Consider the following 26,824-nt stretch of genomic DNA (forward strand, 5'->3'; position numbering starts at 1 on the left):
CGCTCCACAAAAACAATTAAACGAAGGATCCTTCAATGGATAACTCCAACGCCCTGCCCCTTGGGTCGGCTGCCGCGCCCGCCAAAGCAAGAACCACCGCCAGCCGGATCAAATCGATCTTCAGCGGCTCGGTCGGCAACATGGTCGAGTGGTATGACTGGTACGTCTACGCCGCTTTCTCGCTGTACTTTGCCAAAACCTTCTTCCCCGCCGGTTCCACCACCGCGCAACTGATGAACACCGCCGCGATCTTCGCCGTGGGCTTCCTGATGCGTCCGATCGGTGGCTGGCTGATGGGCCTCTACGCCGACAAGGTCGGTCGCAAGAAAGCCTTGATGGCCTCGGTCTACCTGATGTGCTTCGGCTCCTTGCTGATCGCCCTCAGCCCGAACTACGAAACCATCGGCATCGGCGCGCCGATCCTGCTGGTGTTTGCCCGTCTGCTGCAGGGCCTGTCGGTGGGCGGCGAATACGGCACCTCGGCCACCTACCTGTCGGAGATGGCGACCAAGGAACGTCGCGGTTTCTTCTCCAGCTTCCAGTACGTGACCCTGATCTCCGGTCAGCTCATCGCGCTGGGTGTGTTGATCGTGCTGCAGAACCTGCTGACCACCGAACAGCTGTACGCGTGGGGCTGGCGTATTCCGTTCGCCATCGGCGCACTGTGCGCGGTCGTCGCGCTGTACCTGCGTCGCGGCATGGAAGAGACCGAGTCGTTCACCAAAAAAGAGAAGTCCAAGGAAAGCGCCATGCGCACCTTGCTGCGCCATCCGAAAGAGCTGCTCACCGTGGTCGGCCTGACCATGGGCGGTACGCTGGCGTTCTACACCTACACCACCTACATGCAAAAATACCTGGTGAACACGGTCGGCATGAGCATCTCCGACTCGACCACCATTTCCGCCGCCACGCTGTTCCTGTTCATGTGCCTGCAACCGATCATCGGTGGCCTGTCCGATAAAATCGGTCGACGTCCGATCCTGATCGCTTTCGGCGTACTCGGTACGATCTTCACCGTGCCGATCCTGATGACCCTGCACACCATCCAGACCTGGTGGGGCGCGTTCTTCCTGATCATGGCCGCACTGATCATTGTCAGCGGCTACACCTCGATCAACGCCGTGGTGAAAGCCGAACTGTTCCCGACCGAAATCCGCGCGCTGGGCGTCGGTCTGCCCTACGCACTGACCGTATCGATCTTCGGCGGCACCGCCGAATACATCGCACTGTGGTTCAAGAGCATCGGCATGGAAACCGGTTACTACTGGTACGTGACCGCGTGCATCGCAGTGTCGTTGCTGGTGTACATCACCATGAAAGACACGCAGAAACATTCGCGGATCGTGACGGACTGATCGGGTTTTCACAGCCACTGCAACGGTGGCTGTGGTGGCCTCATCGCTGGCAAGCCAGCTCCCACAGGTTCAGGTGGTGCACACAGATTTGGTGAACATCACCGATCATTGTGGGAGCTGGCTTGCCAGCGATTGGGACGACTCGGTATCAAGTCAACTCGGCAACCGGCGGCTTGCCATAACGCTTCTGCGCAAACGACGCGCCGGCAATCATCACCAGCAGAATCCCCGCCAGCACCGCCGACGAGCCGATGGTGCCGAAGTCCAGGCCACCCTTTTCATGGGATTTGGTCATCAGGTCACCCAAGGTCGCACCGAACGGCCGGGTCAGCACGAACGCCACCCAGAACAAGACCACGGTCGAAATCCTGGTGAAGTATTTGAGCGCGACCACCACGGCAATGGTCGAGCCGATCAGCAGCGCGCCACCGGCAAAACCCAGGCCCGAATCATCGGCCAGGTAGTCGCCGAGCGCGGTCCCCAGGGTGTTGGAAAACAGAATCGCCATCCAGTAGAACATCTCGCCCCGAAAGGTCTGCACCTTGCTGACGTTCAGCGAATCGCCGCTCAGGCGCCAGGCCGCGAAGATCGCCAGCAGAATCGCAATCAGGATCATCGATCCGGTGGCGTAGCCCAGTTCAAGGGTGCGGTCCATGAAGTCGGACATGGTGGTGCCGGCGGTGCTGGTCGACAGAATCACGATCCAGTACAGCAGCGGCTTGTAGGTCTTGGCCATCAACTGGGTGATCAGGGTCAGCACGAACACGCTGATCAGGATCAGCGAGCTGAGGGCGTAACCGACGTTGAGGGTCATCGACAGCAAGTCCCCCGCGGTTTCCCCCAGGGTCGTCGCGCAGATTTTCATGACCCAGAACGCCAGGGTGATTTGAGGCAGTTTGTTCATCGCAAGCAAAGCTCCAGTGTGAGACGGCTGGTTCTTGGTTTTCTGGCCGTGGGCAGACTGGCGTTGCACCGGTGAAAAACCGGTCGGGAATGCATGAAAAATCTGTCACACAGTTCGAAGGAGGCCATTAATTAGCGGTTAATGCATCTCCCGCATCCTGCACCTACCTGATCGATGACCTGCGCGGCGCTCGCTCTAACGATGAAAGCGAATTGAATGCGCCGCCCTTAATATCAAGTTAATCGATTGTTTTTAGCATTTATTTGCGCTTTTTAATCAATTTAGTTGGCGTAGCATTAGATCCAAGCAAGACACATCGCCAACGCATCTGGAGTAACTGACATGAAAACCAAACTGATCCTCGCCCTGACCCTGTCCGTATTGGCCGCCAACACTTTCGCTGCCGATGGTTCGGACAAAACCAAATCGGCCGACTTCATTTCCGGCGCCAGCGCCGCCATCGAAACCAGCTACTCGGGCACTTACGCCGCTGACGGTTTCGATAAAACCAACATCGGCAAAACCGTGGCTGCCGATGGCTTCGACAAGACCGGTACTGCCAACGCCATCGCGGCTGACGGCTTCGATAAAACCGGTACTGCTGCAGCCATCAGCTGAATATCAGCAGCTCTTCCACAGCCCGGCTTCGGCCGGGCTTAGTCATTTCTGAAGCCGCACAATTCTCAAATCCACCAAAATCCCCTGTAGGAGCTGCCGAAGGCTGCGATCTTTTGATTTTGTTTTTAAGAGCAAGATCAAAAGATCGCAGCCTTCGGCAGCTCCTACAGTGGGATCAGCGTTTGACTGGAAATACGCGGTGCGCTCTTACACTATGGCGTCTTTCAGAATGCCCTCTTGAGGAACCCCAGCCATGTCCGATGACATCCACTTCTACGAACCCGCTCACGGCCACGGCCTGCCCCACGATCCGTTCAACGCCATCGTCGGCCCGCGCCCTATCGGCTGGATTTCTTCGCAGGATGCCCACGGCCGGCTGAACCTTGCGCCTTACAGCTTCTTCAACGCGTTCAACTACATTCCGCCGATCATTGGTTTTTCCAGCGTCGGACGCAAAGACAGCCTGAACAACATCGAGCAGACCGGCGAATTCGCCTGGAACCTCGCCACCCGGCCGCTGGCCGAGCAGATGAACCAGAGCTGCGCGATGGTCGCGCCCGAGGTCAACGAGTTTGAATTGGCGGGACTGACGCCGGTGGCGTCGAAGCTGATTGCAGTGCCACGGGTAGCCGAAAGCCCGGTGTCCTTCGAATGCAAGGTCACGCAGATCATTCAGTTGCAGCGCGCCGATGGCGAAACCGTGCCGAGCTGGCTGATTCTCGGTGAAGTGGTTGCCGTGCATATCGCCAAGTGGCTGTTGAAGGACGGGATCTACGACACCGCCGCGGCAGAACCGATTCTGCGCGGCGGCGGGCCGGCGGATTATTTCCAGTTGGGGCCTGAAGCCCTGTTCAAAATGTGGCGCCCGGGGGCGGGCAAGTAAGCGCAGTTACCAGATCAGCTCGGCGTCATCAGTGACGCCCTGCAGACGTTCCAGCTCCTGGGTCGCCGCGTCATCGGCAGCGATGGCGCCGGGGAACACCTGATCACCCAGCAGTTTATGGAAACGTGGCGCACCGCCATCGACCAGGGCCTTGACCGCGATTGCCGCGTGATAACCCTTGTTGCCGCCCAACTCGACGGGGACGACTGCGGAGACTGCTTCGAAATGTTCGAACTCTTTACGTGCCATGGCACACATCCTGGCTCAGACCAATAAGCCGGACATTAAACCCTCAACCGGCGAGTTTGTGTATCGGTGCCGGGCATTGTCCCAGCGCCTGCACCGCCGACACCTCTTTGAAGGTGTGGAAATCCAGGCTGTTGACCACCAGGTCCTGGACCAGCTCGGCAAAGATCTGCATCGACGGGCTGTTGAAATACGCAGTCATCGCCTGTTGATGGCTCCAGAAACCGGAAACCAGCCACAGCTCCGGATCGCATTGCGACTGCTGCAAGGCGAAGTTCAGGCAACCGGGGGCGTTGCGTGACGGTTCGATCAAGGCACTGAGGCGCATACCCAGTTCGGCGGAGCGGCCGGCGCGCGCTCGAACGAAGGCCATATGACTGACGGGAATCTGCTTGGACATGTTCAACCCTCCCAGGGAGTCGCGTGGCAGCCGGGGGACGGGCTGCGACAGGAACCAAGGTTAAGGGCCGCGCGCAAGGTGCCGTTAGTCGATTCCTGCCGCCCTGTTGCACAATCCTGCGAGACTGCATAAACGACTGGCAACCACCGCTAAAGCCCTGTCACACCGCTGTCATACGAGTTTTGTGTAGGAGCTGCCGAAGGCTGCGATCTTTTGACTTTCGCTTTTAAAATCAAAAGATCGCAGCCTTCGGCAGCTCCTACAGGGGGATTTGACCGCAGGCACTGTGCGTCGGATGCAGGCTGATCGCGGCGGCACAAAAGCAGCCGATGCAGAATCAGGCAAGCATTTGACAGGATGTGTCTACCGCTGGCGCTTGCACAAATATAGTCTCTGCCCCATTCCACCGTCTTAGCAGAGGATGCCGCGCATGACGTCATTCGATCGTTTCCAGTCTCCGCCCGATGCCGACATGGAAAAACAGCGCGCAGAACTCGCGGCGATCATCCGCCGCAACACCACGGACGACGGCAGTTACCAGACCGCCATCGGCTCACTGTTCATGTCGCGCCACACAAAATCCCATGATTTCGCCCCGGTGCTCGCGCAACCGGCGCTGTGCATCATGGCCCAGGGTCGCAAAGAGGTACGGCTGGCCGATGAGTTCTTCAATTACGACCCGCTGAATTACCTGGTGGTCTCGGTCTCGATGCCGCTCAGCGGGCGGGTAGTAAATGTCTCGCCGGAGGAGCCGATCCTCGCCGTGCGCCTGGACATCGACCCGGCGGAAATCACCGCATTGATCGCCGACGCCGGCCCCATGGGCGTGCCGACCCGGCCGACCGGGCGCGGCCTGTATGTGGAGAAGATCGACAGCGCGATGCTCGACGCGGTGTTGCGTCTGGCGCGACTGCTGGATGCGCCGAAAGACATCGCCATGCTCGCGCCACTGATTCGCCGGGAGATTCTCTATCGCCTGCTGCGCAGTCCGCAGGGCCACCGTTTGTATGAGATTGCGATTGCCAACAGTCAGAGCCATCGCATCAGTCAGGCGATCAAATGGCTCAACGGCAACTTCGAACAGCCGCTGCGCATCGATGATCTGGCGAAAGAAGTGAACCTCAGCGTCTCGACCCTGCATCACCGTTTCAAAGCGATGACCGCGATGAGTCCGCTGCAATATCAAAAGCAACTGCGCCTGCAAGAGGCGCGACGCCTGATGCTGGCCGAAGGGCTGGAAGCGTCGGCAGCGGGCTATCGCGTGGGCTATGAAAGCCCGTCGCAATTCAGCCGTGAGTACAGCCGCTTGTTTGGTGCGCCGCCGTTAAGGGATCTGGCGCGGTTGCGGCAGTCGGTCTGATCAAGGTGTTGTGTTGTATCGACTGACGCCATCGCTGGCAAGCCAGCTCCCACAGAGTTTTGTGCTGATCACAGAATGTGTACACACCCGAAAAACCTGTGGGAGCTGGCTTGCCAGCGATGGGGCCAGTCAAGACAACCTCAATCCAGAATCAGGCACCGAGTACCCGACACGCCTCGCTCGGCAACGTCACCGACACCGGATGCCCGATTCCCAAACCGATCCCCTGACACGGCGTGCTCAATGCGGTAAACGTCACCCCGGAACACTCCACCGTGGTCTCGATGGTCGCCCCGATATCCCTCACGAACGTCACCTTCCCGAGCAAGCGATTGCCCGCCGTCGTCTGTGGCGCGGACAGTTGCAGGTCTTCCGGACGAATCAGCATCTTTACCTTCTGCCCCGCCTCGATGCTGCTGCAGATCGGCACTTGCAGCGCATCACCGCCCGGCAGGCTGACTTTGCCGTCGCCCAGCGCCGTGGCCGGGAAGATGTTGCCCGAACCGATGAAGTCAGCGACGAACTCGTTGGCCGGGTGCCGATAGATTTCGATCGGCGTGCCCACCTGCTGCACCTTGTGCTCGCCGAGCACCACGACGATGTCGGCCATGGTCATGGCTTCGCGCTGATCATGGGTGACCATGATCGTGGTGATGTTCAAACGCTGCTGCAACTGGCGGATTTCCACCTGCATCGACTCGCGCAACTTGGCGTCCAGCGCCGACAGCGGTTCGTCGAGCAGAAGGATTTTCGGCCGTGAGGCGATGGCCCGGGCAATCGCCACCCGCTGTCGTTGCCCGCCGGAGAGTTTCGCCACCGGCCGGTCGATCATCGCTTGCAGCTGAATCAATTCCAGCAACTCCACCACCCGCGCCTGCTGCTCGGCCTTGCTCACGCCGCGCAGTTTCAGCGGGTAGGCGATGTTCTCGCCAACGGTCATGTGCGGAAACAGCGCCAGTGACTGGAACACCATGCCGAAGTTGCGCAGGTGCGCCGGGGTGTGACCGATGTCCTCGCCGTCGAGGCGAATCTCGCCGCCGGTGAGGGTTTCCAGCCCGGCGATCATCCGCAGCAAGGTGGTTTTGCCACAGCCCGACGGGCCGAGAAAACACACCAGTTTGCCTTCCGGCAAATGCAGGTTGACGTCCTGTACCGCGCAAGCCGAGCCGTAGAATTTCTCGACGTTTTCCAGAATCAGACCAGTCATGTTGCACCTCAAATCAAAAGGAAACGCCGCCCTCGCCCACCAGCTTCTCCAGCGCCCAGATCAGGACGAAGTCGATCAGCACGATCAGCACGGCAAACGAGAACACGGTAGGGTCGAGCGATGACACGGTGCGGCTGTACATCCAGATCGGCACGGTCATGACGTCGATGGTGTAGAGGAAATAGGTCACGGTGAATTCGTTGAACGAGACGATGAACGCCAGCAGCATCCCCGCCAGAATCCCCGACTTCATCAACGGCACCACCACATCGACAATCGCCCGCAGCGGTGAGGCGCCGAGCATCCGCGCCGCCTCTTCGACTTCGCTGCCGATGGAGAGCATCGCGGCGGTGCAGTTTTTCACCACGAACGGCAGCGCCAGAATCACGTGGGCAATCACCAGCCGCGAGGTGGTCAGGTGAAACGGCAGGCTGTCGAACACCAGCAACAACGCCAAACCCAACACCACCATCGGAAACACCAGCGGCAGCGACATCAGTTGCAGCGCCACGGCTTTGCCACGGAACTCGCAGCGGGTCAGCGCATAGGCGGCGGGCACCGCGATCAGCGTGGCGAAGACCATGGTCAGGCACGACACCAGCAGGCTGGTGGCCATGGCCTGGCCGAGGCTCAACACATCACTGGCGTCCGGCGAGACGAAGGTGTGCCAGGCCGCCTTGTACCATTGCAGGCTGTAGCTGCTCGGCGGGAAGTCGAGGTTCGACGCACCGCTGAACGACATGACGATCATGGTCAGGATCGGCAATACCGCCAGCAGCAGAATGACCCCGGAAAGGATCCCGGCGAACTTGCCGGTGTCGCCGGGCAGCAGCGCCATGCGCTTGTTGGTCAGGGAACTCATTGCGAAGCCTCCAGCAGGCGCCGACGACGGCCGGTGATGTATTCGGACAGGGTCATGATCGCCAGCGTGGTGACGATCAGCACCACCCCGGCCGCCGATGCGGCGGGCCAGTTCATCAGCGGCGCGATCTGGTCATGCACCATCACCGCGAGCATCGGCACACGGCGACCACCGAGCAGCAACGGCACGACAAAACTGCTGGCGTTGTAGGCGAACACCAGCGTCGCCCCGGTGATGATCCCCGGCAGACTCATCGGCAACACCACCTGGCGGAACACCTGAAAACGGCTGGCGCCCAGGGTTGCGGCGGCCTCTTCGTAGGTGCGCGCGACACCGCGCATGGCGCTGGCAATCGGCAACACCGCCAGTGGAAACGCAGTCTGCACCAGGCCCATCAGCACGCCGTTCTGGTTGTACAGCAACATGATCGGGCGCTTGATCAGGCCCAGGCCCATCAGCGTCTGGTTGAGCATCCCGCCCGGGCCGAGAATCACCAGCCAGCCGTAGCTTTGCAGCAGCAGGTTGACCAGCAGCGGCAACAGCACCGCCGCGAGAAAGATCCGCCGCACGAACGGCGAGGTCAGGCGTGACATTGTGTACGCCACCGGGATCGCCAGCAGCACGGCGATCACCGCACTGATCAACGCCAGACGCAGGGTCAGCAGCAGGGATTTCAGGTAATAGGGTTCGAGCAATTGCGCGTAGCTGGCGAGGCTGAACCCGCTCCACTCCGCGCCTTTAGTGCCGACACTCATGCGCAGCACCAGCAGACTGGCGGCGATCAGCACACCGAGAAACAGCATCGACGGCGTGAGGAAAAACCACGCCCGGGCGGTCGGCGAAACACCGCGCGCCGGGCGCACGTCTGCGGCGCCGACCGGTTGGGTCAGGGATTGATGTTCCATAGCAATGATCTCGTCAATGGAAAGCCGAACAACACATCCCTGTAGGAGCTGCCGAAGGCTGCGATCTTTTGATCTTGCTGTTGATCCTCATCTGCGCAAAGAAGATCAAAGGCAAAAGATCGCAGCCTTCGGCAGCTCCTACAGGAGGTGTTAGGGTCAGGAAGAAAAGATTTCCGTATAACGACGAATCCATTGGTCATGCACGGTCGCCAGGAAGGCGTTGTCGTGCATGATCGCCTTCTCGGCAATCTGCTCCGGGGTGAGGATGTACGGGCTCTTGCGCGCTTCGGCGGAGATGATCGCCTTGGCGTTGACCGGGCCGTTGAAGATGTCTTCGGCCATCTTGCCCTGCACCAGCGGATCGAGAGAGTGATCGATGAAGGCGTAGGCCAGATCGGTGTCGCCCGGACGGTTCTTCGGCATCACCGAGAGCATCAGGTCGGTGTAGAAACCTTCCTTCATGCCGAACGTGGCACCGAGGCCGTAGTTCGGATCGCGGATCTGCTTGGGGAAGAATGCCGGGGCGTACAAACCACCCATGTCCAGGGAACCGGTGCGGAACAGCTCGGCGATCTGGTTCGGGTTCTCGCCGAGGGTGACCACGCGATCCTTGAGCTCGGCGAGTTTCTTGAAGCCCGGCTCAATGTTGTGTTCATCAGCGCCGGCGAGTTTCGCGGCGATGATGATCAGGTCCATGGCCTCGGTCCAGTTCGGCGGCGGCAGGAAAATGTTCGGCGCCAGATCGGCATCCCACAGCGCGGCGTAACTGTCCGGAGCCTGTTTGAGGGTGCGGGTGCTGTAGACCAGACTGTTGCACCACAGCAGGTAACCGATGCCGTGCCCGTTGGCGCCGGTGCGGTATTTTTCCGGTACATCGATCAGGTTGGGAATGCGGTTGAGGTCGGGTTTTTCCAGCAGTCCGGCGGCGGCCAGACCTTCAGCACCGACTCCGGCCAGGGTGATGATGTCGTACTGCGGACGGTCACCGCCGGCCTTGAGTTTGGCGACCATTTCCGAGGTGCTGCCAGTGCGGTCGGCAATGACCTTGGCGCCGGTCTTGGCCTCGAACGTGGCGGCGATGTTGCGCAGTGCGGCGAGGCCGGTGTCATCCGACCAGGTCAGCAAACGCAAGGTCTTGCCGGCAAACCGTGTGTCGCTGGCGCTGGCCCGGATGAAGGGCATGCTCAGGGCCGCCGCTGCTACCGAGGCGACGCCGACGGTTTTAATGAATTGACGCCTGTTCAGATCATGCTCGCCCATGAAGGACTCCCTTTGTTCTTTTAAGTATGAGGTTGGTCGCAACCGTTGCATCCGCGCGGCCGGATCCGCTGCAGGCCTTGTATTCAAAGGCCTGCAGCGCAGCCGACGGGTTCATCCTGAGGTCGTGCAATACACCTGACTATCGATAAAAACTCATCGAAGCCATGACACCGACGCATGCCTCGTTGCGAGGCATGCGCTCACCTTTTTCGGGCGTTCAGAGCGCCCGGATCACGTGTTTGATTTCCTGAAACGCAGCCAGGCCCCACGGCCCCAATTCGCGGCCGATACTGCTCTGCTTGTAACCACCCCACGCCGTCTGCGGGAAGATCACTTGCGGCGCGTTGAGCCACACCAGCCCCGCCTGCAGGGCATTGGCGACCCGGTCGGCGGTCTCGGCGTTACGCGTCACCACACTGGCGACCAGCCCGAACTGGCTGTCGTTGGCCAGGGCAATCGCCTCGGCTTCGCTGCTGAAACTGCGCACGCAGAGCACCGGGCCAAAGATCTCTTCACACCACAGCGCACTGTCGAGGGGCACGTCGGTGAACACCGTCGGCTGCAAAAAATAACCGCGCGACAGATGCGCCGGACGATTGCCGCCGCATACCAGCTTCGCCCCGGCACTCAAACCGCGGTCGATGTGGCCGAGCACACGCTGGTACTGCGCCTGATTGACCAGTGCGCCCATCTCCACGTCCGGGTCGAACGGGTCGGCCACGCGAATCGCTTGCGCGCGTTTTCGCAGACGCTCAAGAAATTCATCGGCCAGCTCCTCGGCGACCAGCACGCGACTGGTGGCTGAACACATCTGCCCGGCATTGAAGAAACCGCCGCCGCAAGCCAGTTCCACCGCCAGTTCCAGATCGGCGTCTTCGAGCACCAACAACGAAGATTTGCCACCCAGCTCCAGGCTCACGCCCTTCACGGTTTCGGCGGCGCGCTGCATCACCTGCACGCCGACAGCGTTGCTGCCGGTGAAGGAAATCTTCGCGATGCGCGGATCCGCCGACAGCGGTGCCCCCACCGCCAGACCGGTGCCGCAGACCAGGTTGAACACGCCGTCGGGCAGACCGGATTCAGCAATGATCGCCGCCAGTTCCAGCTCCGGCAGCGGCGTGACTTCCGAAGGTTTGAGCACCACGCAGCAACCAGCGGCCAAGGCCGGTGCGAGCTTCCACGCAGTGGTGACCATCGGGAAATTCCACGGCACGATCAGCCCGACCACACCGCACGGTTCACGACGCAGACGCGCGCTGAAATCGTCGCTGGGCAGCACCACGTTACTGTCGAGTTGTGCGTCGAGGCCTTCGGCCAAACCGGCGTAATACTCGAAGGTGGCGATCACATCATCGACGTCGATGGCCGCTTCGAATTGCGGTTTGCCGTTGTTGCCCGACTGCAATTTCATCAGGTGATCGCGACCGTTGCGCACGCCGTTGGCGATGTTGCGCAGGATCGCGCCGCGTTCGGCACCGCTGGTTTTCGACCAGCGCTTGAACGCTGCAGTGGCGGCGCCGACGGCCAGCTCAACCGCGCTTTCATCACCACCATTGACCGTGGTCAGCAGTGCTTCGGTGGCCGGGTTGATCACCCGCAGGTGTTCACGCCCGGCCGACCATTGGCCGTTGATGTACAGGCCATCGAGTGTGGTCGGGAAATTGATCATTGGGCCACCGCCTGCATCCATTGGGTCTGGTCGATTTCGATCAGGGTCGGGCCCTGACGATCAGTGGCGGCACGCAGCGCGCCGCGCAGTTGTTCAACCGAGCTGATCGCTTCGGCGGCACAGCCCAGGGCCTTGGCGACGCCGATGAAATCCGGGGTGTAGATGTCGACGCCGACCGGCTCGATGGCGCGGTTGACCATGTACTTCTTGATCTCTTCGTAACCCTGGTTATTCCACAGCAGGATGATCACCGGCGTGCGCGCTTCAACCGCGCTGGCCAGTTCCGGCAGGGTGAACTGCAAGCCGCCGTCGCCGATCAGGCACACCACCGGCGGACGAGCGTCACCCTCGAGGTTGCCACCGAGCCACGCGCCAATCGCCGCCGGCAAGGCGTAACCGAGGGTGCCGTAACCGGTGGACGAGTTGAACCAGCGCCGTGGTCGCTCCGGGTTGAAGGTGAGGTTGCCGGTGTACACCGGTTGCGTGGAGTCGCCGACGAACACCGCGTCCGGCAACTCGTGCAGGACGGTTTCCAGAAAACGGGTCTGGGCCAGGGTGGGTGCATCCCAGGTCGCGGCCAGCTCATCGCGCAGACGCGCTGCCCGCACCTGGCCCCAATCGTTGCGCCGCTCGGCCAGCGCCTGCTGCGATAGCGCACCGAGCAGCGCTTGCGCAGCGTTGCGCGAGTCGGCGACCAAGGCCACGTGCGGCGGATAATTGCGCACGGTCTGATCGGCGTCGATGTCGATGCGCAGCAGCTTGCCGGGAATCTCGAAGCCGCCGGCGAAGGTCACGTCGTAATCGGTTTCGGCCAGTTCGGTGCCAATTGCCAGCACCACGTCGGCATCGGCCACCAGCGCGCGGGTCGCGACCAGGCTTTGCGTCGAGCCGATCAGCAGCGGATGGCTGGCCGGCAACATGCCTTTGGCATTAATGGTCAGCGCCACCGGGGCGTCGAGCAACTCGGCCAGTTCGGTGAGTTCGGCGGCGGCATCGATGGCCCCGCCACCGGCGAGAATCAGCGGACGCTGAGCGCCGGCCAGCAGTTCGCTCATGCGCCGTACGGCAGCCGGTGCAGCCCCGGCGCGGTCGATATTCACCGGAATGCTGGCGAGCAGTTCGTCGGCCTCTTCCACCAACACATCCAGCGGAATCTCGATGTGCACCGGACGCGGACGCCCGGCCTGGAACAGCGCGAAGGCACGGGCCAGCACGGCCGGCAACTCTGCCGCCGACATCAAAGTGTGGGAGAACGCCGCCACGCCGCCGACCAGCGCACTCTGGTTCGGCAACTCGTGGAGCTTGCCGCGACCGCCGCCCAACTGGCTGCGGGTCTGCACGCTGGAGATCACCAGCATCGGGATCGAGTCGGCGTAAGCCTGGCCCATCGCGGTGGTGATGTTGGTCATGCCCGGACCGGTGATGATGAAGCACACCCCCGGTTTGCCGCTGGTGCGCGCGTAGCCGTCGGCCATGAAACCGGCGCCCTGTTCATGCCGTGGGGTGACATGGTTGATGCTCGAACGGGCCAGCCCGCGATACAGCTCCACGGTGTGCACCCCGGGAATGCCGAACACCTGCTCGACCCCGTAATCCTCGAGTAACTTGACCAGTACTTCGCCACACGTCGCCATGTCGATTGCCCTTCTTGTTGTTCAATACGCCGTGCCAGTGTGGGAGCGAGCTTGCTCGCGAAAGCGGTGTATCAGCCACATTGATGCTGAATGGAAAACCGTATTCGCGAGCAAGCTCGCTCCCACATCGATCCGGGTGGAATGAGCTCATTGAACGGGCGGCAGGTAGCGGCAACAATCGATTAAAAGTCATACTAGCCATGTCCTCACGTCATACCTTGGATCCACATGAAACGACTGCCTCCCCTGCCCGCCCTGCACACGTTTCTGATCACTGCGCAGTGCTGCAACTTCACCCGGGCGGCCGAGCAGTTGCACATCACCCAGGGCGCCGTGAGCCGGCAGATCGCCGGGCTGGAAGATCATCTGGGGTATGAGCTGTTCATCCGTCTGGCCCGAGGCCTGGAGCTGACCGCCGAAGGGCGCGAATGGCTGCCGCGGGTGGAGAAGATCTTCGGGTTGATCAGCGAGGCCACCGAGCAGATCGGTCGCAAGCGGCAAACCCTGCAACTCAAGGCGCCCAGCTGCGTGATGCGCTGGCTGGTGCCGCGTCTGCTGCAATGGCAAAAGGAACGCCCGGACGTACCGGTCAAACTGACCACCACACTGGCCCACGGTGTCGACTTCCAGCGCGAGCAGTTCGATGCGGCGGTGATCTACGGCACGCCGCCGGACAACTCATCCACTGCCCTGCATCTGTTCGATGAGCAACTGACGCCGGTCTGTTCGCCAGCGTTATTGAAAGGCCCACCGGCGCTGAGCGAACCGGCCGACCTGCAACAACATCTGCTATTGCATCCGACCCGCGATACGCAGGATTGGACGGTATGGCTGACGGCGGCCGAATTGCAGTTGAACAACGTCAACACGGGCCAGCATTTCGAGACGCTGGATCAGGCGATGTCGATGGCGTCCCACGGGACGGGTGTGGCGATTGGCGACTGGTCGTTGATCGGCGATGACCTGCGCGCCGGGCGGCTGGTGATGCCGTTTGAGCTGAAGGTGAAGACGGGGCTGGGCTACTACGTGGTGATGCCGCAGGGTGCAGGGGCGTCGCCGCAGCTGGAAGAATTGATGATCTGGCTGGTGGAGCAGGCGCACACCCGCTGAAACACCACATTCCCCTGTAGGAGCTGCCGCAGGCTGCGATCTTTTGATCTTGTTTTTTAAAATCAAAGTCAAAAGATCGTCCGATCGCGGCCCGAGCCTGCGGCAGCTCCTACAGAGGGCGTTTGCAGGTCAGTAGCCGACGGTAAACCGCTGACGCGAATGCTTCGGCGTTTCCACTTCGTCGATCAACGCAATCGCGTAGTCGGCGAAGGTGATCCAGCTGCGACCTTCGGCACTCACCAGCAAGTGATCCTTGCCGACGCGGAAGCTGCCGGTACGCTCACTTTCGACAAACTCGGCCGATGGCGAGAGGAAGGTCCAGTCCAGTTCCCTCTCCTGACGCAAGGCATCGAGAAACGCTGCCCCGGCGCTGGCCTCGGCTTTGTACTCGGCCGGGAAACCGGCGCTGTCGATCACTCGGGTGTCATCCGGCAGCAGCAGCGAACCGGCACCACCGACCACCAGCAGACGTTTCACGCCCGCCTGCTTCACCGGGCCAACCACGGCACTGGCCGGTACCGTGGCGAAATGCGCGGCGCTGATCACCACGTCGTGACCGGCGACGGCGGCTTGCAGCGCCGCCGAATCCAGCACATCGAGATTCTTGCTGACCACACCGGCACGTGCGCCGACCTTCGAAGTATCGCGGGCGATGGCGGTGACGCTATGGCCGCGACGCAGGGCTTCTTCCAGCAGTTGGCTACCGGCACGACCGGTGGCACCAATGATTGCGATCTTGCTCATGACATTCTCCAGTTGGCTTGAGAGTTTCAACGACGGCATAAATCTAATCTTGAAGCGGTATTCCCTGTGGCGAGGGGGCTTGCTCCCGCTGGAGGGCGGAGCACTCCCCGCCTGTTTCAGCTACAACGCATTGGCAGGTTTTACGCCTGCTGCGCAGGCGGGCGGGAGCAAGCTCCCTCGCACAAAAGTCCTCTCGACCTGTGTTCCAGATCAATCGGCTTACCACTGCATTTCGCCCTTGGCGACTTTGGCGCTCAGCTCCAGCGAGCTTTCTTCGCCGAGTGTCGGGTAGCGCTTTTGCATGGCCTTGATCAGTGCGGCGGAATCCTTGGCCTTGGCGGTTTCTTCGTCGAAAGCCTTAATGTAGTCGGCGGTGAATTTCACGCTGGCCAGCGAGCGGCTGCTCTCGCCCAGATAGTGACCGGGCACCACGGTTTTCGGCTTCAGGGTTTCGATCGAGTGCAGGGTTTGCAGCCAGTCGGCGTGGGATTGCGCGGTCTGGGTATCGGCCATCCACACATGAATATTCTCGGCGACCACCACGCCACCGACCACAGCCTTGAGCGACGGAATCCACACGAAGCTGCGATCCGGTTGTTTGCCCTCAAGACCGACCACCTGCAGTTTCTGCCCTTCGAGCATCAGGCTGTCACCCTTGAGCACGCCCGGCACGATGGTTTTGGCCGGCACGTCGGCGCCCATTTTCGGGCCCCAGAAGGCGAGTTTGCCGGCGACGGTTTTGTTGATGTGATCCACAGTCGGCTGCGACGCCAGCACCTTGGCGTCGGGGAAGGCCTGGGTCAGAGTGTCGAGGCCGAAGTAGTAATCCGGGTCCCCGTGGCTGATGTAAATGGTGGTCAGGTGTTTGCCGCTGGCGCGGATCTTTTCCACCACCTGTTCGGCCTGGGCCTTGCCGAATTGCGCATCGACCAGGATCGCGTCTTTTTCGCCGCTGACCAGCACCGAGGTCACCGGAAAGATCGCGTTGGTGCCCGGGTTGTAAACGTCCAGGGTCAGGTTGGCGGCAGCGGCGTGGGCCGCAAAACCGAGGGTGGCGGTGGCCAGCAAAACGCGCTTGAGGGTGGTGAAGCCGATCATCTGTTGCTCCGTGATCCGAATGCCGTGTTTGGCGATGGGACAGAGCTTAGTTGCCTGACTCGGTACAAAAAATGCGATGCTTGAACATAGTTTGTTTCTGAAAGCGGGCAAATCATGGATCGTCTTCAAGCAATGCGCGTGTTTGTCACCGTCGTGGATCTGGGCAGCCAGTCGGCGGCGGCCGATCATCTGGAGCTGTCGCGGCCGGTGGTGTCGCGCTATCTGGCGGAGCTGGAAGACTGGGTCGGCGCGCGCCTGATGCACCGCACCACACGCAAATTGAGCCTGACGGCCGCCGGCAGCGAAATCCTGCCGCGCTGCCGACAGATGCTCGAACTCTCAAGCGATATGCAGGCCGCTGTCAGCGAACCCCACGATGCGCCGCGCGGACTGCTGCGCATCAGTGTCAGCACCTCGTTTGGCCAGGCACAACTGGCCGATGCCATGGCGGCGTACGTCAAGCGCTACCCCGGGGTCAGCATCGATCTGCAAATGCTCGACCGCACGGTGAATCTGGTGGATGAACGCATCGATCTGGCGATCCGCACCAGCAATGACCTGGACCCGAACCTGATCGCCCGCCGCCTGACCGTATGCCGTTCGGTGGTCTGCGCCGCGCCCGCCTACTTGCGCGACAACCCGCCGCCGCAGCGGGTCGAGGACCTGAGCCGGCACAACTGCCTGACGCATTCGTATTTCGGCAAGAGCCTGTGGCATTTCGAAGAGGACGGCGAACCGGTGTCGGTGCCGGTGCAGGGCAACATCAGCGCCAACGAAGCCAGCACCCTGTTGCGCGCGACCCTGGCCGGTGCGGGCGTGGCGATGCTGCCGACCTATCAGGCCGGGGTGCATGTGCATGCCGGAGAACTGGTGCGTCTGCTGCCGGATGCCGAACCACGGCAGATGAACATCTACGCGGTGTACGCCTCGCGCAAGCACATGCCGGCGGCGCTGCGCAGCATGCTGGATTTTCTGGTGCAACGGTTTCCCGAGCATCCAAAGTGGGATGTGGGGTTGTAGAAAAGCAAAAGATCGCAGCCTGCGGCAGCTCCTATAGAGGAAATGCTTTCCAAATGTAGGAGCTGCCGCAGGCTGCGATCTTTTGATCTTGTTCTATGCTGAAAGTAATACCGCAGGGTATGCGTTCAGAGGTCTACGCCATGAACATCAGAACAAGAAGGTACTTCGCGATCTTCATCACCTGCGCCGCCACGCTGGCGCTGTACGGCACTGCGGCCTGGCGGGTCGAGCAACTGCGACAACTGCCCCGCGATTATGCGAGCTGCAATTTCGAGCGTTGTATTCCGCACAATGCGACGCTGAACGCATTGCGCTGATTCGGCTTGCTATCAACCCTGTGGGAGCTTGGCTTGCCAGCGATGGCGGTGGCCCAGACGCCTTCAGTGCTGACTGACAGGACGCAATCGCTGGCAAGCCAGCTCCCACAGGGGGCGGTGGTGTTTTACCCGATCACTGCTCGGCCTTCAGCCGGTCGCGAAACGCCTTGGGTGAAATCCCCACCCTGCGCCGGAACAGGCGCGTGAAGTTGGTCGGATCGGAAAACCCCAACAGCTCCGACATCTCGTAAATGGTCATGCTGGTGTAGGTCAGCAAACGTTTGGCTTCCAGTAACTGGCGTTCGTGCATGATCTGCAGCGCTGGCTGCCCTGCCAGTTCCCGGCAAGTACCGTTGAGGTGTGACACCGAAATCCCCAGGCGATGCGCCAGGTCTTCGACCTTCACATGCTGGCGGTACGTCTCCTCCACCAATTGAATGAACCCATTGAGGTATTCGCGCTGGCGTTGTGGGCGCTGACTGGCGTTATGGCGCACGATCGCCTGACGGCTGACCCAGACCATGATCACGCTGACCAGCGAATGCATGAGCATTTCCCGCGCGGGTTGATGGCCGTTGTACTCGGCCTGCAATGCTGAAAACAGACTGTGCAGGTATTCCGCATCCTTGCCCGCCGGATAGTGCTCGGCCTGCGCCAGGGCATGCACCGAATTGCCCAGTTGCGCCTGCAGGTGGTTGATCAACGGATTGGCGAGGGTAACGACGAAACCTTCGACGTCCTCGGAAAAACGAAAGCCATGCACCGACAACGGGGGCAGGACTTGAATTGCGGGTTCGTTGAGCTGCGTGCGTTGACCTTCGATTTCAAGCTCTGCCTGACCTTTGAAAACGAAGAGTAACTGGCACAAATCGGCGTGGCGGTGGGGTTTGATTTCCCATTGATGTTCGCGGCTGCGTTTGGAAATGGTTTCACAGTGCAGCAAGTCAGGGGTCGGCCAGTCCAGGCTTTCACCGTAGAGCTTGAACACCGGAATCGAAGGCAGGTCAGGCTTGTTCATCACTTCAATCCAGGCCTCGAGGTTTGCGGGCGATAATCGCACCGATTGGCAGAATGTACAGGTATCGGCTCAGTTTTCACCTTCAATTGACAGACCCGCAAGGGAAAAATGCAAGCACTCGATCCATAAAAATCATTCACCGGCTGCTGTCGCGTGAAGCTTGCGAGTCATAAAAACAATGAAAACGCTGAAAACCCAAGTCGCCATCATTGGCGCCGGTCCCTCCGGATTGCTCCTCGGTCAGTTGCTGCACAACGCCGGCATCGACACCCTGATTCTTGAACGCCAGACGCCCGACTATGTCCTCGGGCGGATTCGCGCCGGCGTGCTCGAACAAGGCATGGTAGAGCTGTTGCGCCAGGCCGGAGTCGGCCAGCGCATGGACGCCGAAGGACTGGTGCACGGCGGTTTCGATCTGGCCCTGGATGGGCGTCTGGCCCACATCGATCTGCAGGGTCTGACCGGTGGCAAAACCGTGATGGTCTACGGCCTGACCGAGGTCACGCGCGACCTGATGGCCGCTCGTCGGGAGGCCGGTGCGTCGACGATTTACGAGGCGAGCCATGTCGTTCCTCACGGCATGAAAAGCGACGAAGCGTTTGTCACCTTCGAAAAGGACGGTGAAACCTGGCGCGTCGATTGCGATTACATCGCCGGTTGCGATGGCTTCCACGGCGTGGCCCGGCAGTCGATTCCCGAAGACTGCCTGAAGGTTTTCGAACGGGTCTACCCGTTCGGCTGGCTGGGAATTCTCGCCGACACCCCGCCAGTGCACGAAGAACTGGTCTACGCCCGTCACGAACGCGGCTTCGCCCTGTGCAGCATGCGTTCGGCCACCCGTACCCGTTATTACCTGCAAGTGCCGGCGGAAGAAAACGTCGCGGACTGGTCCGACGAGCGCTTTTGGGCTGAGCTGAAAACCCGTCTGCCCGCCGAGCTTGCCGAAACACTGGTCACCGGCCCGTCGATTGAAAAAAGCATCGCGCCGCTGCGCAGCTTTGTCGTTGAGCCGATGCAGTACGGACGGATGTTTCTGCTCGGCGATGCCGCGCACATTGTGCCGCCCACCGGCGCCAAGGGCCTGAACCTGGCCGCCAGCGATGTCAGTACGCTGTTCAATATCCTGCTGAAGGTTTATCGCGAAGGGCGCACGGATCTGTTGGAGAAATACTCGGAAATCTGCCTGCGCCGGGTCTGGAAGGCCGAACGGTTTTCCTGGTGGATGACCTCGATGCTGCACCGTTTCGACGAGCATGATGCTTTCAGCCAACGGATCAGCGCCTCGGAACTGGACTATTTCGTCAGTTCAGAAGCGGGTCGGAAAACCATTGCAGAAAATTACGTCGGGCTTCCTTATGAGGCTATCGAATAGCTTCCTACCGACTTACACTGGAGAGCATCCCCGCTCGCTCGATGGCCTGCGGGATTCTCACTGCCCGCAGGTTCCGCCCGTGACCAATCTTCACCAGCCTGAAACACCCAAACCGGCCATTCGCAGCGTGCTGGTCGCGCTGATGCTGGCGATCTTTCTCGGGGCATTGGACCAGACCATCGTCGCCGTCTCGATGCCCGCCATCTCCGCACAGTTCAAGGACGTCAGCCTGTTGGCCTGGGTGATTTCCGGGTACATGGTGGCAATGACCGTGGCCGTGCCGATCTACGGCAAGCTCGGCGACCTGTACGGACGGCGCAAATTGATGCTGTTCGGCATGGGCCTGTTCACCCTCGCCTCGTTGTTTTGCGGCATGGCGCAGAGCATGGAGCAACTGGTGCTGGCGCGGATTCTCCAGGGCATCGGCGCCGGCGGGATGATTTCGGTGAGTCAGGCGATCATTGGCGACATCGTTCCGCCCCGCGAACGCGGGCGCTATCAGGGTTACTTCAGCAGCATGTATGCGGTGGCCAGCGTCGCCGGGCCGGTGCTCGGCGGTTACATGACCGAATACCTGTCGTGGCGCTGGGTATTCCTGATCAACCTGCCGCTGGGGCTGGGCGCCTGGTGGGTGGCCAATCGCAACCTGCGCGGGCTGCCGATTCCGCAGCGCAAACCGATCATCGACTACCTCGGCACGCTGTTGATGATCATCGGTTTGACCGCGTTGCTGCTGGCCATCACTCAGGTCGGTCAGGGCCATTCGTGGCGCAGCAGCGAAGTGCTTGGCTTGTTCGCCTGTGCGGTGCTGGTGCTGGCGGTGTTCGTCTGGCATGAACGCCGGGCGCGCGAGCCGCTGCTGCCGATGCATTTGTTCACCAACCGCAACGCGTTGCTGTGCTGGTGCACGATTTTCTTCACCAGTTTTCAGGCGATCTCGCTGATCGTGCTGATGCCGCTGCGCTTTCAGAGCGTCACTGGAGCCGGTGCCGATGCGGCGGCGTTGCACTTGCTGCCGCTGGCGATGGGCCTGCCGATAGGCGCCTATTTCGCCGGACGTCGCACCTCGGTGACTGGTCGTTACAAACCCCAGATTCTGACGGGTGCGATCCTGATGCCGATTTCGATTCTCGGCATGGCGTTCAGCCCACCGGATGCGACGCTGGTCAGCAGTCTGTTCATGCTGCTCAGCGGGATTGCCGGCGGCATGCAGTTCCCGACTTCATTGGTGGGCACACAGAACTCGGTGGATCAGCGCGACATCGGCGTCGCCACCAGCACTACCAATCTGTTCCGCTCGCTGGGCGGTGCGGTGGGGGTGGCCTTGATGTCGGCGTTGTTGCTGGCGTTGTTGCAGGATTCGAGTTTCGCCCATCTGGCGAGCAACTCGCTGCTCAGCGAGGGCCATTCGGGCAACGTGCTGCTCGACGGCCTGAACGCCGCACCGGGCGACGCGCAGAACGCCTTGCGCGCCGAGCTTTCGGTGACGTTCCGCCATTTGCTGTGGGTGAGTACGGCGGTGTCGCTGCTGGGGCTGGCGGCGGCGATTGCGATGCCGAACAACCTGCTGCGCGGGCGCGAGCACGGCGCCAAATAACAGCAAAAGATCGCAGCCTGCGGCAGCTCCTACAGAGATGCATTCCCATGTAGGAGCTGCCGAAGGCTGCGATCTTTTGATTTTCAGGGGCTGTAGTAACCCACCGCCACCAGAAAATGCCCGACCTTCTTCAAGTACGCATGCTTGTCCTCGACCTTGCCGGTCACCGGGTTTTTCCAGCGGTATTCGTATTCACCGTCATCCTGTTTGGCGATCAGCGCCAGCATCGGCTCGCCCACCGGTTTGCCTTCCGGGTCCTTGATCTTGCTGAAATCGGTGTTGATCAGGCGCAGGTTGGTGCCGTGGGCAACGTAGCGTTGGGTCTGCAGATCGACCACGAACACATACAAGTCATCCTGCAGATAACCACCCTTGAGCGAGTTGATGGCAGTCAGCGTGCCCTTCTCGTTTTTCCCCAGATCGGTTGCAGCCTTGTCGAGAAGTGCCTTGGCCTGCTCGGCTGAAGCACGCGGCAAATAATAGCCAACCGCGAGAATCCGCTGGCCGATGCGCTGGTAGTAGACATGCTTGCGCTCGACCTTGCCGTCGGCCCAGTTCTGCCAGCGGTATTCGGCCTGTTGAATGCCGTTGCCTTCAGGCACCAGCAGAGCGTCCTTGAAGGCTTTCTGCAAATCCGGCGCGAGCACCTCGCTGACGTCACGGCCGATCAAGGCTGAAGAGGGCCCGCCGCTGGCGAGCATCACACCCTTGGTGTCGACCACGAACACGTAGCGATCCTTGTCGACGAACTCGCCCTGACGGCTGAACGCGGCGAAGGCCTTGTCGCCGTTGTCGTGGTAATAGGCCAGGGCCTTTTCCAGCAAAGCGATGGCGGCCTTGCTGTCGTCCTTTTGCGTGGCGGCAGCGTTGACTTGCCCTGCCCCCACAAAAAGCATCACCCCGAGCCACGCCACTTTATGCAGAAACCCCATAACGCATCCCTCGTTCTTGTTGGTGTTTCAAGAGCGTAGACGGATTGGGCTCGGACGGAGGTCGAAGATGAATCCAGAAGTTGCCGCATTTCCTGTGGCGAGGGAGCTTGCTCCCGCTCGGCTGCGAAGCAGTCGCAAAACCCGCAAATGCGCTCTACCTGAACGAAAGCAGGGGAGCGCTTCGCACTCCAGCGGGAGCAAGCTCCCTCGCCACAAGATATCCTGAGTCAGGCCCTACGGCCGGGCATTGATCTGCTGTTGCAGGTTCTGGATCTGCGCCTGCAGGGTATTGAGGTTGCGGGTCATCTGGCCACGAAATGCGTCGAACTCGGCGGTATTGCCGCCACCCTGCGCAGCGGCCGGGCGATTGTCCTGTTCACTTTTGAGGACGACGATTTCCTGCTCCAGACGCTCGATCGCCGCGTTCGAATTGCCCTGCTTTTTCAGCGCCGTGATATCAGCGCCGAGACTTTTCAGCTGAGCGTCATAACTCTTGAGCTGAGCGTCGACCTTGCTGGTATCCGCCGGTGCGCCTTTCAGGGCCGCCAGTTCCGCGCTCAAGGCTTTGACCTGAGCCTGCAACTGGGTATTGGCGTTCTGTTGTTCGGTGGTCTGCGCGGTCATCTGCGCCAGACGCTTGTCCAGATCGCTGGCCTGACCGACCACGCCTTGCTGCTGTTTGCTCTGATCCAGCAACTGGGTTTCCAGCTGTTTGATCTGCAGCTTCAAGGCTTCGCTGTCGCTGTTGACGTTGCTCTGGCTGGCGACGACTTTGCCGGAAATGTCCTGCAGGCGCCCTGCAGCTTCCTCGCTGATGCGTGCAAAGCTTTCCTGGGTCGCGACCAATTGCTGCTCCATCAGCGAAATCTGCTGAAAGCTCCACCAGGCCAGACCGATGAAGGCGAAGAACAACGCGCCGACCAGTGCCCACAGCGGCCCGGTACTCGCAGCCTTGACCTTGACCACCGGCGGTGTGCGCGAGTGCACGGAGGTGCGGGCGCTGGGCGGAATGTCATCGTCGTCAAAGGTGTCGGCCCGCAGGCTCGGTACATCGTCGAAATCGTCGTTGGCATCGTTACGCATGGACATTGAGGCAACCTTTGTGGAACGCGGTGATGGCTAAATGCTGCGAAGTATAACCGCCGCAGCCGCAGGGATTGACCCTCAAGCGGCAGTGCGGTTCATTGCTGGCCGGGCGACTTGTATCAACGGATGTCCTGGGCTTTCCACCAGCCACAGAACTCGTCGAGGGCCGACCACAGGCTGACTTTCGGATCGTAGTCCAGATAATGCCGGGCGCGGCTGATGTCGAGGGTGAAATTTTTCTTCATGACCTGCATGCCCAGCCGCGACAGGGTCGGCTCCGGACGGCCCGGCCAGAGTTTGCACACGCCTTCATTGAGCGCAGCAACGCTGTAGGCCAGGCCGTACGAACGGTATTTGGTGACCTGCGGCACTTCCATCTTGCGCATCACGTAATTGACCACATCCCACAACGGTACCGGCGCGCCATTGCTGATGTTGTAGGCCTTGCCCAGCGCGGAGCCGGCCGCCAGCAAGCTGCTGAGCAGCGCTTCGTTGAGGTTCTGCACACTGGTGAAGTCGACTTTGTTCAGGCCGTCGCCAATGATCGCCAGACGGCCCTTGCGCTGCATGTTCAACAGCCGCGGGAAGATGCTCATGTCGCCGGCACCGGTGACAAAGCGCGGACGCAGGGCGATGGTTTCCAGACCGAACTCCTGCGCACCGAAGACCTTTTGTTCGGCCAGGTATTTGGTCGCCGCGTAGTGATGTTTGAAACGCTTGGGCACTTGTTCTTCGGTCAGACCGAGGTGATCGCGGCCATCGAAATAGATCGACGGCGACGACAGATGCACCAGCCGCCGCACGCGTTGTTTGAGACAGGCTTCGACGACGTTTTCAGTGACCTGCACGTTGCCCTGATGAAAGTCCTGATAGCGTCCCCACAAGCCGACGGCACCGGCGCAGTGCACCACGGCTTCGACGTCGGCGCAGAGTTCGCGCACCAAGTCCGCATCGGTGAGATCGCCCGGGACGAACTCGGCGCCACGGCGCACCAGATGCTCGACGCTTTCGGCCCGGCGACCGTTGACCCGCACGTCCAGGCCTTGCTCCAGGGCGAAACGCGCAAAGCGCCCGCCGATGAAGCCGCTTGCGCCGGTGACCAGAATTTTCATGTAACGCTCCGATGACTTTCGTTTACCTGATACGTCTGTCTTGACGCTGATCATCAGCCCAAGGGCACCAGCCAGCGCGATGAAGAACGTAGCAATTGTTCGGTCAGCAAGGCCAGCAGCTGACCGCCATTGCGCCAATGATGCCAGTACAACGGCACATCGATCGGTTTATCTGGCAACAGTTCGCGCAATACACCGCGTTGCAGTTGCTCGCGCACTTGCAGTTCCGGCACCAGTCCCCAGCCGAACCCGGCTTCGGTCAGGCGCACAAACCCTTCGGAGGACGGACACAAATGGTGCTCGAATCCGCCATCTACACCCAGCGATGCGAGATAGCGATGCTGGAGGAAATCGTCCGGGCCAAACACCAGCGCCGGGGTGCGCGGCAACTGTTCGGCGCGCACCCCGTCGGGAAAATGCCGCTCGATGAATGTCGGACTGGCCAGCGCCCGATAGCGCATCGCCCCGAGCAACACGCTGCGCGCACCGGCCACCGGGCGTTCGCTGGCGCAGACACACGCCGCCACTTCCCCGGCCCGCATGCGCTTGAGGCCGACGGTCTGATCCTCCACCACCAGATCCAGCAATAAATGCTGTTCGGCGCAAAAATCGCCCACGGCTTCGGCCCACCAGGTGGCGAGGCTGTCGGCGTTGAGGGCGATGCGTAAACGTTCCGGCAGCCCCTCTTCGTCGAGTGCGGGGACCAGGGTCTGCAAGTCACGTTCGAGCAGGCGCACCTGCTGCACATGGTTGAGCAGACGTCGGCCAATCTCGGTCGGCGACGGCGGCGTGCCGCGCACCAGCACCGGTTGGCCAACCCGCGCTTCCAGCAGTTTGATCCGCTGCGAGATCGCCGATTGCGACAAGCCCAGCACCTGCGCGGCACGTTCGAATCCGGCCTGCTCGACCACGGCGGCCAGCGCGGAAAGCAATTTGTAGTCGAACATCAGTTTTCCTAATGAGCGATCAGCACTATTGGTTTTTCTTATACCGCTTTCGACCGGAGAATAGCCAGCAAGCACTCTTTATCAAGGAACACGGCAATGGCTGGCGAAACCTCTCTCACGACTCTGCTGCGCAGCATGAGCCCGCAGCTCAATGCCGGCGAATACGTGTTCTGCACCCTGCGCGACGCGCAGTTGCCCAATGGTCTGGAAATTGTCGGCAGCTTCCGCGAGCAGGAAGGCCTGACCGTGATTCTCGAGCGGTCCCAGGCTGAACGCGCCGGGTTCAGTTTCGATTATGTCGCGGCGTGGATCACCCTCAACGTGCATTCGGCACTGGAAGCGGTCGGCCTCACTGCTGCGTTCGCCACGGCATTGGGCAAGGCCGGGATCAGTTGCAACGTGATCGCCGGTTACTACCACGATCATTTGTTTGTCGGTCAGGCCGACGCCGAACGCGCCATGCACGTGCTGCGCGATCTCGCAGCCAACGCGGAGTAATTATTGATGTGGCAAAGCTACGTGAACGGGCTATTGGTGGCCCTGGGGCTGATCATGGCAATCGGCACCCAGAATGCTTTCGTATTGGCTCAGAGCCTGCGCCGCGAACATCACCTGCCGGTGGCGGCGCTGTGTGTCGCCTGCGATGCGCTGCTGGTGGCGGCCGGGGTGTTCGGTCTGGCCACTGTGTTGGCGCAGAACCCGACGTTGCTCGCGGTGGCGCGCTGGGGCGGCGCCGTCTTTCTGATCTGGTACGGCAGCCAGGCGCTGCGCCGGGCGTTCTCGAAACAGAGTCTGGATCAGGGCGAAAACCACACCGTGCGCTCGTTGCGCGCGGTGATGCTCAGCGCGCTGGCGGTGACGCTGCTCAACCCGCACGTTTATCTGGACACGGTGTTGCTGATCGGCTCGCTGGGGGCGCAGCAATCGGTGCCGGGGGCTTATGTCGTGGGTGCGGCAAGTGCTTCGCTGCTGTGGTTTTTCACCCTCGCCCTCGGTGCCGCATGGCTCGCGCCGTGGCTGGCGCGGCCGAGTACCTGGCGGATTCTCGATCTTCTCGTGGCAGTGATGATGTTCACCGTAGCCGGTCAGTTGATCCTGGCCTCGTGATTTATTCCAAAAGGCTCTGGAACCTCTATCCCACACAGTTGTTGCGTGGTTAAGCCTTGAC

General features: G+C 61.0%; 27 protein-coding genes. 11 read left to right on the forward strand and 16 right to left on the reverse strand.

Going from position 1 to position 26,824, the window contains the following annotated elements; translation table 11 throughout:
- The first annotated feature begins 35 nt into the window (after positions 1–35).
- Positions 36–1,355, forward strand: coding sequence for an MFS transporter (locus GTQ41_RS20910; protein WP_047296114.1), 1,320 nt, complete (start codon positions 36–38; stop codon positions 1,353–1,355).
- A 148-nt stretch (positions 1,356–1,503) separates the two neighbouring features.
- Here GTQ41_RS20910 and GTQ41_RS20915 read toward each other — a convergent pair whose 3' ends face one another.
- On the reverse strand, positions 1,504–2,259 hold the full coding sequence (locus tag GTQ41_RS20915; protein WP_047296115.1) for a membrane protein: 756 nt from the start codon (positions 2,257–2,259) through the stop codon (positions 1,504–1,506).
- A 342-nt stretch (positions 2,260–2,601) separates the two neighbouring features.
- On the opposite strand from GTQ41_RS20915, the gene GTQ41_RS20920 reads away from it, so the two are divergent.
- Together GTQ41_RS20920 and GTQ41_RS20925 are read left to right on the forward strand one after the other, a co-directional pair.
- Positions 2,602–2,877 carry a hypothetical protein gene (locus tag GTQ41_RS20920; RefSeq protein WP_217325350.1) on the forward strand — a complete coding sequence of 92 codons (276 nt, stop codon included), beginning with the start codon at positions 2,602–2,604 and terminating at the stop codon, positions 2,875–2,877.
- Between the two features lie 253 nt (positions 2,878–3,130).
- A complete protein-coding gene (locus GTQ41_RS20925; protein ID WP_047296117.1) occupies positions 3,131–3,760 on the forward strand; it encodes a flavin reductase family protein in 630 nt (209 codons plus the stop codon).
- A gap of 6 nt (positions 3,761–3,766) precedes the next feature.
- On the opposite strand, the gene GTQ41_RS20930 is transcribed toward GTQ41_RS20925, so the two are convergent.
- A complete protein-coding gene (locus tag GTQ41_RS20930) occupies positions 3,767–4,009 on the reverse strand; it encodes a hypothetical protein (protein ID WP_047296118.1) in 243 nt (80 codons plus the stop codon).
- A 43-nt stretch (positions 4,010–4,052) separates the two neighbouring features.
- The gene (locus tag GTQ41_RS20935; RefSeq protein ID WP_047296119.1) at positions 4,053–4,406 is read right to left on the reverse strand and encodes a putative quinol monooxygenase; all 354 of its coding nucleotides are present in this window, start codon (positions 4,404–4,406) and stop codon (positions 4,053–4,055) included.
- Positions 4,407–4,836: 430 nt separating this feature from the next.
- Here GTQ41_RS20935 and GTQ41_RS20940 point away from each other — a divergent pair, with 430 nt between their 5' ends.
- Positions 4,837–5,766, forward strand: coding sequence for an AraC family transcriptional regulator (locus tag GTQ41_RS20940; protein WP_047296122.1), 930 nt, complete (start codon positions 4,837–4,839; stop codon positions 5,764–5,766).
- A 151-nt stretch (positions 5,767–5,917) separates the two neighbouring features.
- Here the strand turns inward: GTQ41_RS20940 and GTQ41_RS20945 are convergent, their stop codons facing one another.
- The 6 genes from GTQ41_RS20945 to GTQ41_RS20970 all read right to left on the reverse strand — a co-directional run bounded on the left by GTQ41_RS20945 (position 5,918) and on the right by GTQ41_RS20970 (position 13,303).
- Positions 5,918–6,973, reverse strand: coding sequence for an ABC transporter ATP-binding protein (locus GTQ41_RS20945; protein WP_047296124.1), 1,056 nt, complete (start codon positions 6,971–6,973; stop codon positions 5,918–5,920).
- Between the two features lie 13 nt (positions 6,974–6,986).
- A complete protein-coding gene (locus GTQ41_RS20950; RefSeq protein WP_047296126.1) occupies positions 6,987–7,835 on the reverse strand; it encodes an ABC transporter permease in 849 nt (282 codons plus the stop codon).
- Positions 7,832–8,740, reverse strand: coding sequence for an ABC transporter permease (locus tag GTQ41_RS20955; protein ID WP_007965862.1), 909 nt, complete (start codon positions 8,738–8,740; stop codon positions 7,832–7,834). Before GTQ41_RS20955 ends, GTQ41_RS20950 begins: the two co-directional genes overlap by 4 nt.
- A gap of 156 nt (positions 8,741–8,896) precedes the next feature.
- Complete coding sequence (locus tag GTQ41_RS20960; RefSeq protein WP_217325351.1) at positions 8,897–10,000, reverse strand: ABC transporter substrate-binding protein; 1,104 nt, start codon at positions 9,998–10,000, stop codon at positions 8,897–8,899.
- 217 nt (positions 10,001–10,217) lie between these two features.
- Positions 10,218–11,669, reverse strand: coding sequence for an aldehyde dehydrogenase family protein (locus GTQ41_RS20965; protein WP_047296130.1), 1,452 nt, complete (start codon positions 11,667–11,669; stop codon positions 10,218–10,220).
- The gene (locus GTQ41_RS20970; RefSeq protein ID WP_047296132.1) at positions 11,666–13,303 is read right to left on the reverse strand and encodes a 5-guanidino-2-oxopentanoate decarboxylase; all 1,638 of its coding nucleotides are present in this window, start codon (positions 13,301–13,303) and stop codon (positions 11,666–11,668) included. The genes GTQ41_RS20965 and GTQ41_RS20970 overlap by 4 nt, the downstream gene beginning before the upstream one ends.
- Positions 13,304–13,531: 228 nt before the next feature.
- On the opposite strand from GTQ41_RS20970, the gene GTQ41_RS20975 reads away from it, so the two are divergent.
- Positions 13,532–14,413 (forward strand): LysR substrate-binding domain-containing protein, encoded by an 882-nt coding sequence (locus GTQ41_RS20975; RefSeq protein ID WP_047296134.1) that lies wholly within the window; start codon positions 13,532–13,534, stop codon positions 14,411–14,413.
- A gap of 129 nt (positions 14,414–14,542) precedes the next feature.
- On the opposite strand, the gene GTQ41_RS20980 is transcribed toward GTQ41_RS20975, so the two are convergent.
- Positions 14,543–15,157 (reverse strand): NAD(P)-dependent oxidoreductase, encoded by a 615-nt coding sequence (locus GTQ41_RS20980; RefSeq protein WP_047296136.1) that lies wholly within the window; start codon positions 15,155–15,157, stop codon positions 14,543–14,545.
- Between the two features lie 219 nt (positions 15,158–15,376).
- On the reverse strand, positions 15,377–16,255 hold the full coding sequence (locus tag GTQ41_RS20985; RefSeq protein WP_047296138.1) for an MBL fold metallo-hydrolase: 879 nt from the start codon (positions 16,253–16,255) through the stop codon (positions 15,377–15,379).
- Positions 16,256–16,369: 114 nt separating this feature from the next.
- Between GTQ41_RS20985 and GTQ41_RS20990 the strand changes: the two genes are divergently transcribed.
- Together GTQ41_RS20990 and GTQ41_RS20995 are read left to right on the forward strand one after the other, a co-directional pair.
- A complete protein-coding gene (locus GTQ41_RS20990) occupies positions 16,370–17,275 on the forward strand; it encodes a LysR family transcriptional regulator (RefSeq protein WP_217325352.1) in 906 nt (301 codons plus the stop codon).
- A gap of 140 nt (positions 17,276–17,415) precedes the next feature.
- Positions 17,416–17,592: a hypothetical protein gene (locus GTQ41_RS20995; RefSeq protein ID WP_174376820.1), complete on the forward strand. Its 177-nt coding sequence runs from the start codon at positions 17,416–17,418 to the stop codon at positions 17,590–17,592.
- A gap of 133 nt (positions 17,593–17,725) precedes the next feature.
- Here the strand turns inward: GTQ41_RS20995 and GTQ41_RS21000 are convergent, their stop codons facing one another.
- On the reverse strand, positions 17,726–18,610 hold the full coding sequence (locus tag GTQ41_RS21000; protein ID WP_041068438.1) for a helix-turn-helix domain-containing protein: 885 nt from the start codon (positions 18,608–18,610) through the stop codon (positions 17,726–17,728).
- A 178-nt stretch (positions 18,611–18,788) separates the two neighbouring features.
- Here GTQ41_RS21000 and pobA point away from each other — a divergent pair, with 178 nt between their 5' ends.
- Together pobA and GTQ41_RS21010 are read left to right on the forward strand one after the other, a co-directional pair.
- Positions 18,789–19,982: a 4-hydroxybenzoate 3-monooxygenase gene (gene pobA / locus GTQ41_RS21005; RefSeq protein ID WP_047296143.1), complete on the forward strand. Its 1,194-nt coding sequence runs from the start codon at positions 18,789–18,791 to the stop codon at positions 19,980–19,982.
- Positions 19,983–20,061: 79 nt separating this feature from the next.
- Positions 20,062–21,579, forward strand: coding sequence for an MDR family MFS transporter (locus tag GTQ41_RS21010; protein ID WP_047296145.1), 1,518 nt, complete (start codon positions 20,062–20,064; stop codon positions 21,577–21,579).
- A gap of 83 nt (positions 21,580–21,662) precedes the next feature.
- On the opposite strand, the gene GTQ41_RS21015 is transcribed toward GTQ41_RS21010, so the two are convergent.
- The 4 genes from GTQ41_RS21015 to GTQ41_RS21030 form a co-directional block, all read right to left on the reverse strand.
- Positions 21,663–22,511: a cache domain-containing protein gene (locus tag GTQ41_RS21015; protein ID WP_041068432.1), complete on the reverse strand. Its 849-nt coding sequence runs from the start codon at positions 22,509–22,511 to the stop codon at positions 21,663–21,665.
- A 234-nt stretch (positions 22,512–22,745) separates the two neighbouring features.
- Positions 22,746–23,600 (reverse strand): ATPase, encoded by an 855-nt coding sequence (locus GTQ41_RS21020; RefSeq protein WP_047296147.1) that lies wholly within the window; start codon positions 23,598–23,600, stop codon positions 22,746–22,748.
- Positions 23,601–23,716: 116 nt separating this feature from the next.
- Positions 23,717–24,709, reverse strand: a complete 993-nt coding sequence (locus GTQ41_RS21025; protein WP_047296149.1) for an NAD(P)-dependent oxidoreductase — start codon at positions 24,707–24,709, stop codon at positions 23,717–23,719.
- Between the two features lie 53 nt (positions 24,710–24,762).
- The gene (locus GTQ41_RS21030; RefSeq protein WP_047296152.1) at positions 24,763–25,656 is read right to left on the reverse strand and encodes a LysR family transcriptional regulator ArgP; all 894 of its coding nucleotides are present in this window, start codon (positions 25,654–25,656) and stop codon (positions 24,763–24,765) included.
- Between the two features lie 96 nt (positions 25,657–25,752).
- Here GTQ41_RS21030 and GTQ41_RS21035 point away from each other — a divergent pair, with 96 nt between their 5' ends.
- Both GTQ41_RS21035 and GTQ41_RS21040 read left to right on the forward strand, forming a co-directional pair.
- Entirely contained in the window at positions 25,753–26,154 is a 402-nt protein-coding gene (locus tag GTQ41_RS21035) for an ACT domain-containing protein (RefSeq protein WP_047296155.1), read from the forward strand.
- 6 nt (positions 26,155–26,160) lie between these two features.
- Positions 26,161–26,763 carry a LysE/ArgO family amino acid transporter gene (locus GTQ41_RS21040; RefSeq protein WP_047296156.1) on the forward strand — a complete coding sequence of 201 codons (603 nt, stop codon included), beginning with the start codon at positions 26,161–26,163 and terminating at the stop codon, positions 26,761–26,763.
- Positions 26,764–26,824 lie beyond the last annotated feature (61 nt).

This window comes from Pseudomonas sp. AN-B15 (assembly GCF_019056475.1).
GTDB classification, from domain to species: domain Bacteria; phylum Pseudomonadota; class Gammaproteobacteria; order Pseudomonadales; family Pseudomonadaceae; genus Aquipseudomonas; species Aquipseudomonas parakoreensis.